At 50.8% G+C, this 16,521-nt stretch carries 13 protein-coding genes and 3 pseudogenes; 5 read left to right on the top strand and 11 right to left on the bottom strand.

All coding sequences use genetic code 11. The features are described 5' to 3' along the window. Nucleotides 1-762 (top strand): MAE_28990/MAE_18760 family HEPN-like nuclease, encoded by a 762-nt coding sequence (locus ACJHWK_RS10690; RefSeq protein ID WP_021518391.1) that lies wholly within the window; start codon nucleotides 1-3, stop codon nucleotides 760-762. Nucleotides 763-1,156: 394 nt separating this feature from the next. Here the strand turns inward: ACJHWK_RS10690 and ACJHWK_RS10685 are convergent. From ACJHWK_RS10685 to ACJHWK_RS10665, 5 genes and pseudogenes are all read right to left on the bottom strand, one after another. After that, nucleotides 1,157-1,360, bottom strand: a pseudogene (locus tag ACJHWK_RS10685) (integrase); the annotation flags it as partial. A 49-nt stretch (nucleotides 1,361-1,409) separates the two neighbouring features. Next, nucleotides 1,410-1,509: pseudogene (locus tag ACJHWK_RS10680) on the bottom strand (transcriptional regulator); the annotation flags it as partial. Then, nucleotides 1,506-1,976 (bottom strand): hypothetical protein, encoded by a 471-nt coding sequence (locus ACJHWK_RS10675; RefSeq protein ID WP_000201185.1) that lies wholly within the window; start codon nucleotides 1,974-1,976, stop codon nucleotides 1,506-1,508. The pseudogene ACJHWK_RS10680 and the gene ACJHWK_RS10675, both read right to left, overlap by 4 nt. 45 nt (nucleotides 1,977-2,021) lie before the next feature. Continuing rightward, nucleotides 2,022-2,186 (bottom strand): ash family protein, encoded by a 165-nt coding sequence (locus tag ACJHWK_RS10670; RefSeq protein ID WP_215423031.1) that lies wholly within the window; start codon nucleotides 2,184-2,186, stop codon nucleotides 2,022-2,024. Nucleotides 2,187-2,322: 136 nt separating this feature from the next. After that, nucleotides 2,323-5,532 carry an RNA-directed DNA polymerase gene (locus ACJHWK_RS10665; protein ID WP_001521910.1) on the bottom strand — a complete coding sequence of 1,070 codons (3,210 nt, stop codon included), beginning with the start codon at nucleotides 5,530-5,532 and terminating at the stop codon, nucleotides 2,323-2,325. A gap of 315 nt (nucleotides 5,533-5,847) precedes the next feature. On the opposite strand from ACJHWK_RS10665, the gene ACJHWK_RS10660 reads away from it, so the two are divergent. Both ACJHWK_RS10660 and ACJHWK_RS10655 read left to right on the top strand, forming a co-directional pair. Beyond that, nucleotides 5,848-6,630 carry a type IV toxin-antitoxin system AbiEi family antitoxin domain-containing protein gene (locus tag ACJHWK_RS10660; RefSeq protein WP_001521911.1) on the top strand — a complete coding sequence of 261 codons (783 nt, stop codon included), beginning with the start codon at nucleotides 5,848-5,850 and terminating at the stop codon, nucleotides 6,628-6,630. Then, nucleotides 6,617-7,537: a nucleotidyl transferase AbiEii/AbiGii toxin family protein gene (locus ACJHWK_RS10655; RefSeq protein ID WP_001521912.1), complete on the top strand. Its 921-nt coding sequence runs from the start codon at nucleotides 6,617-6,619 to the stop codon at nucleotides 7,535-7,537. The genes ACJHWK_RS10660 and ACJHWK_RS10655 overlap by 14 nt, the downstream gene beginning before the upstream one ends. A gap of 153 nt (nucleotides 7,538-7,690) precedes the next feature. Here ACJHWK_RS10655 and ACJHWK_RS10650 read toward each other — a convergent pair. Next, a pseudogene (locus ACJHWK_RS10650) lies at nucleotides 7,691-7,759 on the bottom strand (hypothetical protein); the annotation flags it as partial. A 211-nt stretch (nucleotides 7,760-7,970) separates the two neighbouring features. Continuing rightward, on the bottom strand, nucleotides 7,971-8,855 hold the full coding sequence (locus ACJHWK_RS10645) for a LysR family transcriptional regulator (protein ID WP_001119037.1): 885 nt from the start codon (nucleotides 8,853-8,855) through the stop codon (nucleotides 7,971-7,973). Nucleotides 8,856-9,119: 264 nt separating this feature from the next. Between ACJHWK_RS10645 and ACJHWK_RS10640 the strand changes: the two genes are divergently transcribed. Continuing rightward, a complete protein-coding gene (locus ACJHWK_RS10640) occupies nucleotides 9,120-10,178 on the top strand; it encodes an alpha/beta hydrolase (RefSeq protein ID WP_170886315.1) in 1,059 nt (352 codons plus the stop codon). A 141-nt stretch (nucleotides 10,179-10,319) separates the two neighbouring features. Then, complete coding sequence (locus ACJHWK_RS10635; protein ID WP_001521913.1) at nucleotides 10,320-11,447, top strand: MFS transporter; 1,128 nt, start codon at nucleotides 10,320-10,322, stop codon at nucleotides 11,445-11,447. Between the two features lie 178 nt (nucleotides 11,448-11,625). Here the strand turns inward: ACJHWK_RS10635 and paoD are convergent, their stop codons facing one another. Genes paoD through paoA form a run of 4 tightly spaced genes read right to left on the bottom strand, consistent with a single transcriptional unit; the run spans nucleotide 11,626 to nucleotide 16,426 of the window. Then, complete coding sequence (gene paoD, locus ACJHWK_RS10630; RefSeq protein ID WP_001521915.1) at nucleotides 11,626-12,579, bottom strand: molybdenum cofactor insertion chaperone PaoD; 954 nt, start codon at nucleotides 12,577-12,579, stop codon at nucleotides 11,626-11,628. Nucleotides 12,580-12,588: 9 nt separating this feature from the next. After that, the gene (paoC, locus tag ACJHWK_RS10625) at nucleotides 12,589-14,787 is read right to left on the bottom strand and encodes an aldehyde oxidoreductase molybdenum-binding subunit PaoC (RefSeq protein ID WP_021516944.1); all 2,199 of its coding nucleotides are present in this window, start codon (nucleotides 14,785-14,787) and stop codon (nucleotides 12,589-12,591) included. After that, entirely contained in the window at nucleotides 14,784-15,740 is a 957-nt protein-coding gene (gene paoB / locus ACJHWK_RS10620) for an aldehyde oxidoreductase FAD-binding subunit PaoB (RefSeq protein WP_410234834.1), read from the bottom strand. The genes paoC and paoB overlap by 4 nt, the downstream gene beginning before the upstream one ends. Next, the gene (paoA, locus tag ACJHWK_RS10615; RefSeq protein ID WP_000070677.1) at nucleotides 15,737-16,426 is read right to left on the bottom strand and encodes an aldehyde dehydrogenase iron-sulfur subunit PaoA; all 690 of its coding nucleotides are present in this window, start codon (nucleotides 16,424-16,426) and stop codon (nucleotides 15,737-15,739) included. The genes paoB and paoA overlap by 4 nt, the downstream gene beginning before the upstream one ends. Nucleotides 16,427-16,521 lie beyond the last annotated feature (95 nt).

The following is a 16,521-nucleotide window of genomic DNA, read 5'->3' as shown; positions in this document are numbered from 1 at the left end:
ATGAGAATATCAGATTTCGATGATTTCAAGGTGATGTTGGAAAAGACGAAAAATGAAAGTCTTGGATTCCTTGAGAGCATAAAGTCTATTAATGAGTTTATGTCGAGATCAGGTGATAAAGACAAGGAGGATATGTTTAGAATAATATCGGTCCCAATGATTTATTCTTCTTGGGAGGGTTTTTTTACTGAAACAATGTCAGTTTGCTTAAATACATTGAAACTCTCAGATAGAGAGGCATTTAGATACTCTGCAGAAATTCGAGCACTTTGGTTGCAACGAGAACCATTTTATAGCAAGTATGTAGATATGATAAAAAATATTTATGATGCTGACTCACACCGAAGCATTGTCCATAATGGCGCCCAAATAAAAAAGAAAGTTACGAAGGGGGCGTTTAAACTAACAAGTGAGGTAATTCAACACATTGACAGGTTTAATAAATCCACATTATCAGATTGCGATGTTTCTGAATTAGTTATGACATTTTCCAATGTGAATGAAATGGTTGTCAAGGTGAATTTCGATGCTATAGGTTTGGATTATTCATTACTTGATTTATCGCAACTAGGTGAGGTTGTTGGCCTTAGAAATTCTTTGGGACATGGGGAGTTTAAAAGTAGTGTTAACCCTAGGAAATTTAATTCAATAATTGTGTATGTGGAAAATCTGATCATCGATTTGAATCAATGTGCTATAACGTGGTTGGATAAATTAGAAGATGAAATAACTAAGCCTGAAGATAATGAGACTATTCAGTGAGTGAAAGTTAGATAACTCCAGTTGTAAGCAATTTTAATTGGGGTTATCTAATGACAACCCTTAAAATTATTAATATATTCCAGAGCTTCACTGCCACATCGACTTCATTTATCATAGTAAATACGTTGAACTATTATACTCTTTTCTTATATCATTTTTATCGTAATGGACTCAGGTTGCTTCAATAACTTATATCATTAGTTGTAGCATCGGCAATAGGGCACAAAATAGGGGAGTACAGGAGAGTCAATTTTTTGCACAAATCATGGTATAGAAAATTTGTTGGGGGTACTTTTGGGGGTATCTGTAAAAATGGAATAGGTAAATTCGGTTAAATATCATGCATTTATGATGTGTGTTTTTCTCCTATTATCGCACCATTAAAATCAATAAGTTACACATCATTAGTACCTTCCTTATTTTTTGACTGGGACAAATTTGGGACCGATGGGTTCAGGACTGAGTCTATTTGCCGTGCGTGTTCGGTAAGGTGATTAGGCGCGAGGTGAGCATATCGACGAACCATTTCGATAGACTCCCAGCCTCCCATTTCTGAAAATGCAAGAAGAGAAACACTGGACTGAACCAGCCTGCTTGCCTTTGCTATCAAAGTACCTTGAAGGCCAGATGATTTCTGGCGATATTTACAGCGCTTCCGCAATGAGTTTTTCTCTGTGCCGCCAGAGGCGTTCCCCGCTTTTTCAGCACCGCAATAATGTCGGCGGAATGCCAGTCCTGTTGCATCATGCGGCCACCTCGCTGATAAATTTTACGCCGTCGGCGGTACGCAGCCAGCGTGGGGCTTTGAGTCCTTCCGTGAAATACCAGACCAGCTCACACAGCAGCCCGGTCAGGGTTTGCTCCATTTTTGGTTCCGCCGGACGTTCCAGCAGAAGCTGGAGTAGTGCGAGGCAGTATTCGCACAAGGAATCAGGTTCGGAAATAAAGTGCTCTGGTGTGGCGGGAAGGGTATCCACGGTCAGGCTTTCGGTAAGATGCGGTGGGATGGGGTCGTGTAGTGTGGGTTGCAGTAGCGCAAGAGCCGCGTGAAGCCGCCCGCAGAGCGCCAGTCGTAGCGCTGGATCGTCGGTTTCAATCAGGGTTTCGGCAAAGCGGGCGCAGTAGTCAGCAAGGACAGTGAAATCCGTGGTGGCATTGAAGGGGACGGTCAATAGATCGAGTAAATCGCTGTCAGTGGTGAGGATTGTAGCCATAGGGCAACCTCCGATAAGTGGGTGTTCAAGCCACCACCGGAGAGGCTAATCTCGCGGGTGGTGGAACCGGGCAGGGTTAGCCTTACCAGCCTTATCGGACACTGGCGCGTCTTGCGACGCCCCCGCCCGGCCCACCATTGAGATGTAACCGTGCGAACAACACAAAAAAAGACGCTGGCGCGTCATGTGTCGCCGATAAGATTTCTTCAGGAGGCTAATCCCGACGCCTGATTTTGCAGGCGCGGGAGAAAGATACTGCGATTGGTCATGAGTGGCAAGGGCTACATCATGTTTACCAACATCTCACGCAAAAATACCCTGATTATTAATAGCGAAAATCAGTTTCTTATTTTGGCGGTAGCTTTTTGCGGTTCTTTGCCAACTGGAATCCTTCAGGTAACGGTTTGAATTTATCGCCGCCTTTAGGCCAGCGTTTTGCCCTGCTCTGAAATGCCCTTAACGAGTCGATATCCAGCGTTGCAGCGACCACAAAGTCATTATCACCGCCCTTCACACGAGCAATATCACGCATAAAGGGTTCTTTTGCCGGGGAACGTACGCGACTATCGCCGTATTTTCGGTTATTCACTAAAATAGTATAGGCATGAATATCCAGCGCTGCTGATTCAATCAACGATGCAAACGTATCTAGATCTTTATTCCAGCTCAATACCATTAATGCATCGAGTGCGCCCTGAAAACGGATCCTCGCTTTACTATTCTGGAGTTCAGAGCAAATCATAACGCCAAAATTGACGCCGTGATGAATATATACCGGCTTACGTTGTTTAACATTAAGTGTCGAATCCCAAGACTTACCATAAATTGAAAATAATGCCTCATCTTCACCTACGGCGGGTTCCAGCTTGGGTTGCCATATTTTGACACTCGCTGGATAGCCGAGTCTGTTATCTGAAAGGACAAGTACGGCCTCACTCTTCAGTTGATTATCGTCTAAGTGGCGGTATTCTGTTCCCGCAATTAGACTGATACCCGCCGAACTCAAACGATCAGCAATACTGTTAACCCAGCGTAACGGGATTGAAAGCTCAGGGAATAAAACATAATCAGGTTTAGGAGATAGTTTCAATGTTGCATTAACCAGTTCAGAAATCCGCTGGTACCTTGAACGGGACAAGTTAGATTTATTGCAGGCCATTTTAGCCCAGTCGTCCTCCTCTGTTTTAATGCTGGTTAGCGCAACGACAACTTTATGTTTCCTGTCTGTGCCAATATGAATGAATTTCTTAGGCCGAGCTTTTTTTGTCGCTTCATCTGAGTCCTGCTCCGATGCTAGCAACGTCGGTTTGATCCATACTCCGCGTAATGCTTGAGTATATTTTGCCCAAATGGTGGACGGTCTCTCATCTGGTTTTTTGTCGGATGTGGAGGGTAATCCAACACATTCGGGGGCCAGTTCTGATATTTCAGCGGGTGTTAAAGGACGTGTAGGGAAAATGTAAGGTAGGTAACTTTCGTTCTTACGATTTCCTTTAGCCACTTTTTCCAGTCGGGTATTCTTGGTTGATTTCAAAAATAGCTTAATAACGTCAATATCAATAAGCGATGAGTCGCTCATTAATTTCAGTATTTTAACTTCTTTTTTACTATCACGCTGATTAACAAGTTTTTCTGCCGACTGACTCTTTACGATCTGTTTATAAGGTTCCTTTGCTAAATCAGCTCGAGCTACCAATGGCGCTTTTAAATAAAAATCTGCTGAATCAAAGCGAAGATCCAGTAAATCCTTTAGATTCGTCAGACTTTGTGAAATATGATTAAAAAATGTATCCGCAAGGCACTCTTCTTTCTTTGAACGTTTATCAAGAAATAATCTGTCAGGACTGTAATATCGTGTCGCTGCATCAACAAATAGCCAGCTTAATGTGCCTTTTATACAGCGCCAAAGATCATTTACTGCTCGAGTTTTGCAACCATTTATATTCACTTCCTTACCTGAAGTAATCACCGATGCCAACAGGTTGATGGATTCGTAAGCTTTAAGTACAATTTTTTCCGCGTGCTGCCATTCATTCATACTGATAGCAAAGCCAAGCAGCCTTGGCAGATAACTAAAATGTGCAAATAGATTATCAGCCCTAAGAATATGGTTGTAGGCAAACTGATAAAACTCTTCCCGCTGTTCTTTCCATTCACTTGGAGGCAGATCTCGTGCCAGTGTTTCAACGTAGCGTAATTGCAGTGACCAGCCCAAACGACGAATGGTTAATCCATCCGCACGGCGCAGAGTATCGGCATTTTCACCTACACTACCGGCAGCGGAAAGGACTTTAGCTGCGGTGGAGTGTTCCAGTTGATCCGGTGAAGGCATCAAGCGGTGTTCACTAGAAAGCTCGTAGATCTCCTTTTCGATACTGTCGAGCAGGTCTATTCCAGCCCTCCCTTGAAGCACGAAAAGTTTTTGCTTATCGGATTGTAACTGGATGGTGGTCTTACCCTGGAAATGCTCGCCCTGCTGTATTTGCCATATTTGTTTTTGCTCGTTTTTCAAATAAACGCAATCATTGCCAAGCCTATCTTGCAGCAATAACATAAATTCGTGATTATTAGTAATTGTCCCTGTATCGCGTATTACAAGGAACATATCATCGACATAACGACCGTAGTGAATTGGTGATAGTTTTTCAATGACTAATTTATCCCAATGGTGTAGCAATATATTTGAAATGATCCGACTGGCTGTTAATCCAATGACCAGACCACCATTAATAACAGGTGTTTTGTACGCTATTTTCTTTCCAAATGCCGCTGCGCCGTCAGACCAGTGCTTTAAGAATACTGCTAACTGTGCAGTAAACGCTTTTTCATCCTCAGTCAGTTTTATGTTTAGTGTGTTATAGAGATCATCAGAGGTTATAGCCAGTGGATCAATAAAATGATAGTAACTTTTTAAATCCAGTGAGGCGGCGATAATGTCACGATCTTTTTCCAACTCGTCACGTATAGCTTTTAAGCCATCACCACGCCATTTTTGGTAGGGCTGGAAGTAGGGGCTAAAAGAACCCACGGCACTGATATGGAATGGATTATCCTGCTCATTGCTAAATAATTCATCATTACGAATACGCTTTAGCCGCGCGCCATAGCAACAGTTATCTAAGCTGGCATCAAATTTATGCCCGACCATGTTAATCCATAGTGCAGAGATAATGTGACTATCAACCGGGAAGTCACCAATAATACGAAACTCTGGTATCAGATCAAAATTATTAAATAAATGGTCGGCTGCTCGTTTAGGATTAGAAAAGTGGACGTGTCCATTTTGGGATTCATGTTTTTTCTTTGTGGTTAATTTTTTCGGTAACAAACGAAATTTGCCAATCAACTTCTTATTGCTACTGAATCCATCTTCGCTCTGCAAAAGATCTAAGAGTTTTTGCAGGTTTTCAAGTAATTCCTGCTCATACTCGGCAAATTTGATAGCAACAGGAAATGTATTCTCAAAGAAGCTATCGGCTTTTGCTTTCCGGTAAGCGACCAGAAGGTCTTCAATCGTCAGATCATCCCAGCCAGTGAAAATTGCCTGATATGTCATGCGTTATCGTCCTTAGATTACAGTCTGTACAGAATTAGCCAGCCGTTTCATGCCCGAAGGGGGGCTCTTGACACCAGTAATCCATCAGTGAGGCTGGCAATAATTTTGATTTGTATCCATGTTACACGCTCCCCGCAACCAGTCCGAGCATATATTTGTCACATTTTTCCCGAAAGTGATTAAGTTTGAATTTTTTGTTTAATGTCGATTTTTAGTCGACAAAATGAGGAATAAGTAAACTATTTCTTGCTGTGGCGTATCCCTGAATCTACACTGGTTTAAATATTTGTACTAATGTCTATTCAGAGGCGACAGTTGCCAAACTATCTAAACTGGCTGATGCAGCACACGCTACCCGGCCAGGTGCTGCTCCAGTCATGGCTTACCCGCAACGGCATAGATCGTAAGCTCTCTTATCTCTATGTGAAGAATGGCTGGCTCAGGCGGATCGCTCACGGCGTATACTGCCGGACGGGTCGTGAACCGGATTGGGTGGATGCGGTTTACTGCCTGCAATCGCAGTGGGAAAAGCCTGTTCGGGTGGCGGGGCTAACCAGCCTTGCGCTTCAGGGTCATGCGCACTATACCGAACAGGGTAAGCCGCAGGTCTGGCTCGCGCTTCCGGCTTACGTCAAACTGCCGGGATGGTTTTCTGCCTTTGAACAATCCGCAACATTTGTCACGCTGTATACGTCAGGCCTTACCGCTGATGTAACGCCATTTACTACGGAACTGAAAATTGGTGACCGGCAGTTAGCGGGCAGTGTCCCGGAACTGGTCGCGTATGAGATCGCTTGTGGCGTTCCTTCGTTGATCTCGTTCGAACATGCCGATGCTCTGTTTCAGGGGATGAATCTTCTCAGCCCGCGTAAATTGCAGGCGTTACTCTGCGCCAGTCATTCGGTTAAAACCAACCGGGTGATGCTTTACCTTGCCCGGCGTAATGGACACCCTTATTTTCAGTTTATTGATCAAAGCGGTATAGAAACAGGTACGGGAAAGCGGCAAATCATACCCGGCGGCTGGCTGGAGCCGGATTATCAAATTACTGTTCCACGCGCATTTAAACCGGAAGGAGTCGAAGATGGATCTGCGTGATAGCTATGCCCGGCAGGTCAAACTGTTGATGGCCGCTCTGCCGTATGTGGCGAAGGAGTCCTGTTTCGCGTTGAAAGGCGGCACCGCAATCAATTTGTTTGTGCAGGATTTTCCCCGTCTGTCGGTGGATATTGATCTGGCGTATAAGAGCTTTGCGGATCGCGATACTGATCTGGCGGCTATCAACGACGCTTTGAAGAGGATTACTGCATCGCTGAACGGCAGACCGGGGATCACCGCGATTCGGCAGGAAAATAAAGCGGATGAAAAGCGCATCATTGTGAATACCGCTGATGCAAAGATTAAGATCGAGGTTAGCCCGGTCTGGCGCGGGCTGTTGTTGCCTCCGGCAGAAATGCCTGTGTGCGAACGTGTGGAAATGGAGTATGGCTTCACCACCATGAGTGTCGTCTCGCTGGCGGATCTTTATGGCGGTAAAATCTGCGCAGCGCTTGATCGTCAGCACCCGCGCGATCTGTTTGATGTGCTGAATATGCTGGAGAAACCGGGACTGATGCGGGAGATCTTTGACGGTTTTCTTTGTTATCTGGCAGGCCATCCCCGCCCCATTGCCGAGTTGCTGGCCCCAAACTGGGATACAGAGCGGATCACGACGCTGTATGCTCAGGAATTTTCGGGGATGACTCAGCAGGAAACGTCGCTGGAATCGCTGCTGTCAGTAACGACTTTGCTGCCGCAGGCGTTGAAGTCACATCTTACGGATCTGGATCGCGAGTTCTTGCTCAGTTTTAAGCAAAACAGCCCTGACTGGTCGCGGTATCGCTATCCTGAAATTCAGCATCTTCCGGCTATTCGCTGGAAGCAACGTAATCTGGCGGTGCTGAAAGATAAAAATCCGGCGAAGTATGTGGCGGCGGTGAATAAGCTAGAGAGGGTGCTGGCGTAATCAATAGACCAGCATTAATCACAGATGATTACCAATCAGCCAGAAATGGTTAAATCGTCGAATTCATAATTAATACTTTTTCTTACGCCGCTGAACAGCTTGAAAAGGATGTATATTTTAAATAGCAGTGAAGTGAACAGTTTATTGCCGTTATTAATAGAGATGGAGGAATAAATACGCGTATTCTACTATTGCAACAAAAACAACGATAATGATCAGTTTTCATAATGAAGTAACCTGATAGATATAAAAATGTTGATTGAGGCTAAATGCCCGGATGAAGGTTGTCGAGGGAGCCAGGTGGTTTTTTCTTTTGGGTGATCTCCATTGCTGGATAGTCCCCTCTTTCTCGCTCAAAGCAGACCCTGGAATTGAACGCAGAGGGACTACCTGACACAATTTTGCACAGTGAAGAGTCGGTCGTTATTAACGTTCAGATTTTCAATGTATCAATGACCATCCGCAGGGCGGGGGAGACGTTGCGATGAGGGTAATAGAGAAACAATCCCTCCATTCGCAGGCTGTAACGCTGCAACACCCTGATAAGCTTACCGTGTTCTAAATCATCCGCGACCAGTTCAACAGGAACATAGGCCAATCCGAGGCCCAGCCGGGCTGCTTCTGCTTCCATATAGCTGTCGGATAAGGCCCATTGCCCTTCAGGGCGATGAGTGATTTTTTTATCATCCTGATTGAGTTCCCACTGGTATACGCTGCCGTCGGCAAACTGATAGGCGATACAGGGATGCGCCTTTAAATCCGCCGGGGTTTGCGGAAAACCATAGCGACGAAAATGTTCCGGAGTCCCCACAATTGCCATCTCCATATCGGGCGTGATGCGTACCGCGACCATACCCTGGCCGACTTCAGGCCCCAGGCGGACACCTGCATCGAATCTTTCCTCGATGATATCGACGAACCGGCTCTCATTTATCAGTTCAAGCCGGATATCAGGATATCTCTGTTTAAATACCGCCAGCTTTGGCAGCAGGCATTTATCAATCGCGTGCTGGCTGGCATTGATACGCACCGTGCCGGAGGGCGTCTCTCGATAGTGCGCCAGCGTGGCAAGCCCAAGATCTAACATTTCAAATCCAGATGCCGTCTTCTGGTAGAGCTGCTCGCCTGCTTGTGTCAGCGACAGTTTACGCGTGGTGCGCACTAGCAGCTGGACGCCCAGCCTTTCTTCAAGCTCGCGAACAGAACGGCTGACTCCTGACTGAGCAAGACCCAGCCGCTGAGCCGCTGCGGTAAAGCTGCCTTCCCGCACCACCTGCATAAACAGGTACAGCTCGTTGTAGTTCTCCCTTTTCGCCATTGAAACATCCCCCCTTCATGCCGGCAATCTCCGCATTAATTTATAACAATATGGTATTAATCTTAGCATTAATCGCCCCCTAATCAGCACTAATTCTGCTCACTATAATGACCCCATCAAAGTAAAGCACCGCAGCGTTGTCCGTCGGAAACCTGTATCTCTCTGTTGTTTTTTATGGGGACTTTTATGAAAGCCTTCACCCGCACGCTAAAAACCGCGATGCCGACCATGCTGCTTTTCGCATCATTAAGTGGAGTCACGACAATGAGTTATGCTGATTCAACCAATCCTAATGCCCCTGTGTCCATGACAGATAAATGGGATAAAACGTTCGCCGAGAGCCAGAAAGTCGATAACCGTAAAGTCTCGTTCCCGAACCGATATGGCATCACCTTAGTGGGCGATCTTTACCTGCCTAAAGACCGTGGCGATCGCAAGCTGGCGGCGATTGCGGTCAGTGGGCCATTTGGCGCGGTGAAAGAGCAATCCAGCGGCTTGTATGCGCAGACGCTGGCGGAACGAGGGTTTGTTACCCTGGCGTTCGATCCTTCTTACACCGGGGAAAGCGGCGGCTATCCGCGAAACGTCGCCTCACCGGATATCAACACTGAAGATTTCAGCGCGGCGGTGGATTTCTTAGGGCTGCAAAAAGAGGTAGATCGCAACCGTATCGGGCTGCTCGGTATTTGTGGCTGGGGCGGCATGGCGCTGAACGACGTGGCGATGGATACCCGCGTTAAAGCGGTAGCTACCAGCGTGATGTATGACATGAGCCGGGCGATGGGTCATGGTGTGGGGGATGGCAAAGACCGTTATTCTACCGCCGACCGTCGTGCCGTTCTGCAATATCTGAATGAACAGCGCTGGAAGGATGCGCAGAGCGGAACGTTCGCTCACGGTGGTCATGATATTAATGTCGATAGCAACGGCAAGGTCAGTGCGGGCGAGCGCATTCTGCCAGAAACGCTGCCGGCAAATCCTCATCCGGTACTGAAAGAGTTCTTTGACTACTATCGCATGCCGCGCGGCTTCCACGAACGTTCCGTTAACTCTACCGGGGCGTGGACGGCAACGATGCCGCTGTCATTTATGAATATGCCGCTGTTGAGCTACGCCAGTGAAATCACCATTCCGACGCTGATTGTGACCGGTGAGAAAGCACATTCACGCTATTTTGCTGAAGATGCTTACAAGGCGGTTGGCAGTAAAGACAAAGAGTTGGTGGTGGTACCAGGGGCAAATCACGTGGACCTGTACGATAACGTGGCCGGAAAAATACCTTTCGCGAAGTTCGAACAATTTTTCCAGACCAAACTGAAATAAAACCTCTCCTGAATTGATGCAAAGCCATCGGCCATAGGCTGGTGGCTTTTATCCTGATCTTTGTGAAATTTCACTATGTCGACACTAAGCCAAACACTATCACCTCATCATCAGCGCGCATACTGGGGCGGTATTTTTGCCATGACCCTGTGCGTGTTTGTGCTGATTGCTTCTGAATTTATGCCCGTCAGCCTGCTCACGCCGATTACCCGCGATTTAGGCGTGACGGAGGGGCTGGCAGGGCAGGGGATTGCTATCTCCGGCGCGCTGGCGGTTCTGACCAGCCTGACGCTTTCAACGCTAGCTGGAAAGATGAATCGTAAGTTCCTGCTGCTGGGGATGACGGTTCTGATGGCCGTATCGGGGCTTATTATTGCGCTGGCTTCCAGTTATCTGATGTATATGGTCGGTCGTGCGATGATTGGTGTGGCCATTGGCGGATTCTGGTCGATGTCAGCGGCAACGGCTATTCGTCTGGTACCGCAGCATCAGGTTACGCGTGCGCTGGCGATTTTCAACGCCGGTAATGCGCTGGCGACGGCCGTGGCCGCACCGCTGGGAAGCTATCTGGGGGCTACGGTCGGATGGCGAGGCGCTTTCTTGTGCCTGGTGCCTATCGCGGTTGTCGCCTTTATCTGGCAATGCATTAGTCTGCCAAGCATGGATGCGAATAAAAGCCACACGTCATGTGGCGCGGTATTCCGCTTATTTAGCCGCCGCATGGTTGTGGTCGGCATGATAGCCTGCGGCCTGTTTTTCATGGGGCAGTTTGCACTATTCACCTATGTGCGCCCGTTTCTGGAGTCGGTGACACGGGTTAATTCCTTAGGCTTGTCGTCGATTTTGCTGATTATCGGCGTGGCCGGTTTTATTGGCACGCTGGTTGTTTCGGCATTTCTCAACAGAAAATTCTACCCCACGCTGATGGCCATACCCGGACTGATGGCCGTCATTGCCATCGGTCTGATGCTTACCGGGCATCACGTCTGGACGGTCTCGCTGCTGTTAGGACTCTGGGGCATGCTGGCCACCGCCGCGCCAACCGGATGGTGGACATGGATTGCGCGTACGTTGCCTGACAACGCCGAAGCTGGAGGCGGGCTCATGGTCGCGGTGATTCAGCTCGCCATCGCCCTTGGATCAACGGCAGGAGGCATTGTGTTTGACCGCCTTGGCTGGCAGAGCACGTTTGCTATGAGTAGCGTGCTGCTCCTTTGCGCTGGCGTACTGACCTTTGTTACCGCACGCCAGAAGGCCGGTGCGCTTTAGTCCGGCGAGGCGCGCGTTGCTGAATAAGTTACACAAGGCGATAAGCGCCCTCTATGGGTTGGGCGCTCTTTTAAACGATTTAGGTGATTTTCTTAAACGGCTACTGCAGATTTTTCTCTTAATTTATGGGTATTTCCCCCGGAGGTGAGGAAGCGCTCCCCACGCCCCGCCGCGAGGATCAGGACGATGGAGGCAGGCATGAATCCTCCTGACGGAGACGTACAGCGGCGACTTCTGCCAGCACGGAGAGTGCCAGAGTATGCGCATCCCGGGCTTTGGGGAATATCCCGACGGGTGCCCGGATTTGCGCTGTCTCCTCCCTGGACCATCCCAGCTCGTGGAGCTTTTGCAGACGTAAAGTGTGGGTTCGATAGCTGCCCAATGCGCCGAGATAAAAGGGTTTTGCTTCTCGCGCGGCCTGCAACACTGGCAGCTCCCGGTTGAGATCATGGCACAGCAAAATGACCGCCGTATCGGTATCGATCTGAGCGCTGGCTGAGGCCGGAAAAAGATCGAAGATATGGCTGTCATAGCCTGTGGCTGCTGCAAGACTCGCGGTTGCCTGCGCCTCAAGAGAACGTCCGTAAATCATCAGCCTGACGCATGGCCTGAACCCCACCTCAAAGCCATTGAGATTCCAGCCCGTCCGGGTTTGCGTGGGCAGGCACACCAACGATTGTGCTTGCGGATCGTAGCGCAGACCCGCCGGTTTTCTCTGTTCCAGGCGGTTCAGCACGGCGAGCAGAGGCTGTGCCGAGCGTAGTTTATGGAGCGTCAGCGTGATCCCACCGCCGCAGGGCAGAACGATGTCAAACCACGGCGAACCTTCGCCATAGCGAATTTCGCGATCGCGGCCTGAGCCCATCATCTCCAGCGCTTCAAAAGCGGCTGCGGCCTCCACGCAGCCGCCAGAGACAAAACCGCAATAACGACCATCTTCGCGCACCACCATCTGAGCCCCGAGCGGGCGCGCTGCGCCGCCGCGTATTTCCACCAGCGTCACCAGCACCGCTCCTTTACCGGACATTAGCGCCTCTACGGCGAAGCGCAGAATGGTCCGGTGGTCATCGGTGAGAAACGCCTGCTCTGGCTTATGCCAGTGCTCGTCTTTGTCAAAAAGCGAGTATGACATTGTTCCTCCTTAAACCACATCCGGCAGCTTATCGAGCAGCTTATCCAGAGTGATGGGATAATCCCGTACCCGAATACCGGTGGCGTTATACACCGCGTTGGCGATAGCCGCGCTCACGCCGCACAGGCCCAGCTCACCGACACCTTTGGCCTTCATCGGGGAGGAGATGGGGTCGGTATCATCCAGGAAAATCACCTCCTGTTTTGGGATATCCGCATGAACCGGCACCTCATACCCCGCCATATCGTGATTAACGAAGTAGCCCAAACGGTCATCTACCGCCAGCTCCTCCATCAGTGCCGCGCCCATGCCCATAGTCATCGCGCCAATGACCTGGCTGCGTGCAGTTTTCGGATTCAGAATGCGCCCCGCTGCGCACACGGCGAGCATACGCCGGACCCGAACTTCTCCCGTCGCGCTATGCACGCCGACCTCCACAAAATGCCCGGCAAAGGTCGATTGCTGGTACTCCTTGCTCAGTGTTCCGAATTCAATGCTCTCTTCCGCTGTCAGTCTGCCGCCTGCGGTGGCCTCATGTAGCATGGCGCTTCGGGTACCGTTGGTAATCTTGCCGTCGGCAAACTGCGACTGCTCAGGATCAAACCCGACTGCCGAGGCAATCATTTCGCGAAGCTTCACACAGGCGGCGTAAACGCCGGAGGTGGAGGTATTCGCGCCCCATTGTCCACCAGAACCCGCAGAAACCGGGAAACTGGAATCGCCGAGGTGAACCGCAACCTGCTCCAGCGGTACGCCAAGCATTTCCGCTGCCGTCTGGGCCAGAATGGTGTAGCTGCCAGTGCCAATATCGGTCATGTCCGTTTCCACGGTAACGGTGCCGTTTTGCTCCAGGTGAACCCGCGCACCCGATTTTTCCAGCAGATTATTGCGAAAGCCCGCCGCAACACCGTGGCCGACTAGCCACTCCCCGTCGCGTACCTGTCCGGGTGTGGCGTTGCGCTGCTTCCAGCCAAATTTATCCGCTCCGGTGCGCAAGCACTCGATAAGCTGACGGCGAGAGAAGCGGCGCGTCGGGTCGGCGGGGTCAACCTGAGTGTCATTCAGGATGCGAAACTCGACGGGATCGATGCCCGCTTTTTCCGCCAGTTCGTCGATCGCGATTTCGAGCGCCATCAGACCGGGGGCTTCGCCGGGCGCACGCATGGCGTTCCCTTCCGGCAAATCAAGCGTGGCGAGCCGCAGGCCTGTATGACGATTCGCCCCTGCGTAAAGAAATTCGCTTTGCTGTACCGCCGTTTCCGGCGTGCCGCCGGGCAGGTTTCCGGACCAGCTTTCATGTGAGATAGCAGTGATTTTCCCGCTCTGGTCGGCACCGATACGCAGGTGCTGAAGGGTGGCGGGGCGGTGCGTTGTGTTATTGGGAATAGTGGGGCGGGGGAGCATCACTTTAACCGGACGTTTCACCGCACGGGCGGCGAGGGCCGCCAGCAGCGCATCGCTTCTCAGGAACAGCTTGCCGCCAAACCCTCCACCGATATACGGGGAGATAATACGCACATTCTCCACGGGCACTTTCAGCGTTTTTGCCAGATCGGTGCGGCACCAGTCAATCATCTGATTTGAGGTCCAGAGGGTAAGCTTATTTCCATCCCAGACGGCCATCGAGGCATGCGGTTCCATCGCCATATGGCTCTGGTCCGGGGTCGTGTAGGTAGCATCAATCTTCACCGCAGCGGAGGTGAAAGCCCCGTCAAAGTCACCAACATTTTTATCGGGCGTGTCTTCCGGCGGCTGACTGACGGCCTGTTTCTCGTCCGCCAGGGAGTAAGCTCCTTTATTACGGCGATAGTGCGCCTGCACCAGCGAGGCCGCCGCTCGTGCCTGTTCGAAGGTCTCGGCCACTACCAGCGCAATGGCCTGATGATAGTGCTCAATAGTGGGGCCGCCTAACAGCCTGGCGGTGTTTTTGTCGCCTTTGCCGAGTGCCCCGGCGTTACTGGCGGTAATGACAGCCAGTACGCCCGGCGCTTTTTGCGCGGCGTCCGTATCGAGGGCGGTGAGGCATCCTTTGGCAATGGCGGAACCGACGATATAACCATAGGCGGCGTTGGGGGCTTCTTCATGCCATTCGTAGGCGTAGCGTGCCGTGCCGGTAGTTTTCAGCGGTCCGTCGATGCGGTCATGGGGACGACCGACAACCTTCAGCTGATCAATCGGGTTTTCCCCTGCGGGTTTATCAAATTTCATGCCTGTGCCCTCGCTTCAGCCAGTACGGAGGCAAGCGTTCGCTTCGCCAACAGGAGTTTAAAGGTGTTTTCAGTGGTGGGATGGGCGCTGGCGAACAGCGCGTCATACACGGCCTGCGCCCCCTGGGATAGCTGAGCATCCGCAGCCTCAATGCGCCAGGGCTTATGTGCTACTCCGCCCAGCGCGACGCGCCCGCTGCCGTTAGGCTGAATAATCGCTGCGACCGATACCAGGGCAAAGGCGTAGGAGGCGCGATCGCGCACCTTACGGTAAATATGTTTTCCGCCGAGCGGCGGAGGTAACGTCACCGCAACGATAAGCTCACCGGGAAGCAGGGCGGTTTCAATGTGCGGCGTTTTTCCCGGAGGGTGATAAAAATCAGCCAGTGTGATACTGCGAGTCTTTCCCTCCGGCGTGATGGTTTCCACCACCGCATCCAGCAACCGCATTGCGACCGCCATATCGCTCGGATGGGTGGCAATGCAGGCTTCGCTTACGCCTACCACCGCGTGCTGACGGCTAAAGCCTTCAAGTGCCGCGCAGCCGCTCCCGGGCAGGCGCTTATTGCAGGGCTGATTGGTGTCGTAAAAATAGGGGCAGCGCGTGCGCTGGAGCAGATTACCTGCGGTGGTTGCCTGATTACGTAACTGACCAGACGCGCCAGCGAGCAGGGCGCGGGAGAGTACCGCGTAATCACGACGCACGCGCTCGTGAGCTGCCAGGTCGGTGTTCCATACCAGTGCGCCGATGCGCAGCCCACCCGCGTCGGTCACTTCAATCTTATCGAGCCCGAGCCCGTTCACATCGATAAGGTGGGTTGGCGTTTCAATTTCCAGCTTCATCAGGTCCAGCAGATTGGTCCCGTCAGCGATAAATTTTGCGCCGGGTACGCGCTGAGCGCTAAGTGCCGCCTCGGCCGGGGTGTTCACTCGTTCATAGGTAAACGCCTTCATGATTTTATCTCCCCCGCAGCATCTTCAATGGCGGCAAGGATGTTAGCGTATGCACCACAGCGACAGATGTTGCCGCTCATACGTTCACGGATCTCATCGGCAGTTCTTTCTGGAGGGGAAACCAAATCGACCGTGACGTGACTGGGAATGCCGTCCTGAATCTCTTTTAGCACCGCTACTGATGAGCAAATTTGCCCGGAGGTGCAGTAGCCGCACTGGAAGCCATCATGCTTGATAAAGGCCGCCTGCATGGGGTGAAGATTCTCTGGTGAACCCAGGCCTTCAATGGTGGTGATCTCGGCCCCCTGATGCATGACTGCAAGCGTCAGGCAGGCATTAAGCCTGCGACCATTGACCAGCACGGTACAGGCTCCGCACTGCCCGTGATCGCAACCTTTCTTGGTACCGATCAGATGCAGATTTTCACGCAAAGCGTCCAGTAGCGTGGTTCGGGTATCAACGTCCAACTGCTCGGTTTTGCCGTTCACCTTAAGTGTCAGGGGCATTATCTCTGGCGCGGGTGTAGCTGCCGGAACGCTTGCTGCAAGCGTAGAATGAGGATAAACCACGGCGGTCGCCGCCGTTGCGGCGCTGACTTTAATCAGATCGCGACGGGTCAAACTAAAATCGTGCGGCTCGTGCTTCCCAACCCGATTATCTTCGGGGTATTCGCCTTGGTTGCTCATACCAGGCCTCCGGTATTCTAAAGGGGAAAATAAGAGAGCGTTGCGAGAGTGCTGATGCTTTTTTAAACGTTAAGCATAGTCGGTGAGAGCAGGAG

Source organism: Escherichia sp. WS547, assembly GCF_046486065.1.
Classification (GTDB): Bacteria; Pseudomonadota; Gammaproteobacteria; order Enterobacterales; family Enterobacteriaceae; genus Escherichia; species Escherichia coli.
This window is presented reverse-complemented; position numbering and strand designations above follow the sequence as displayed.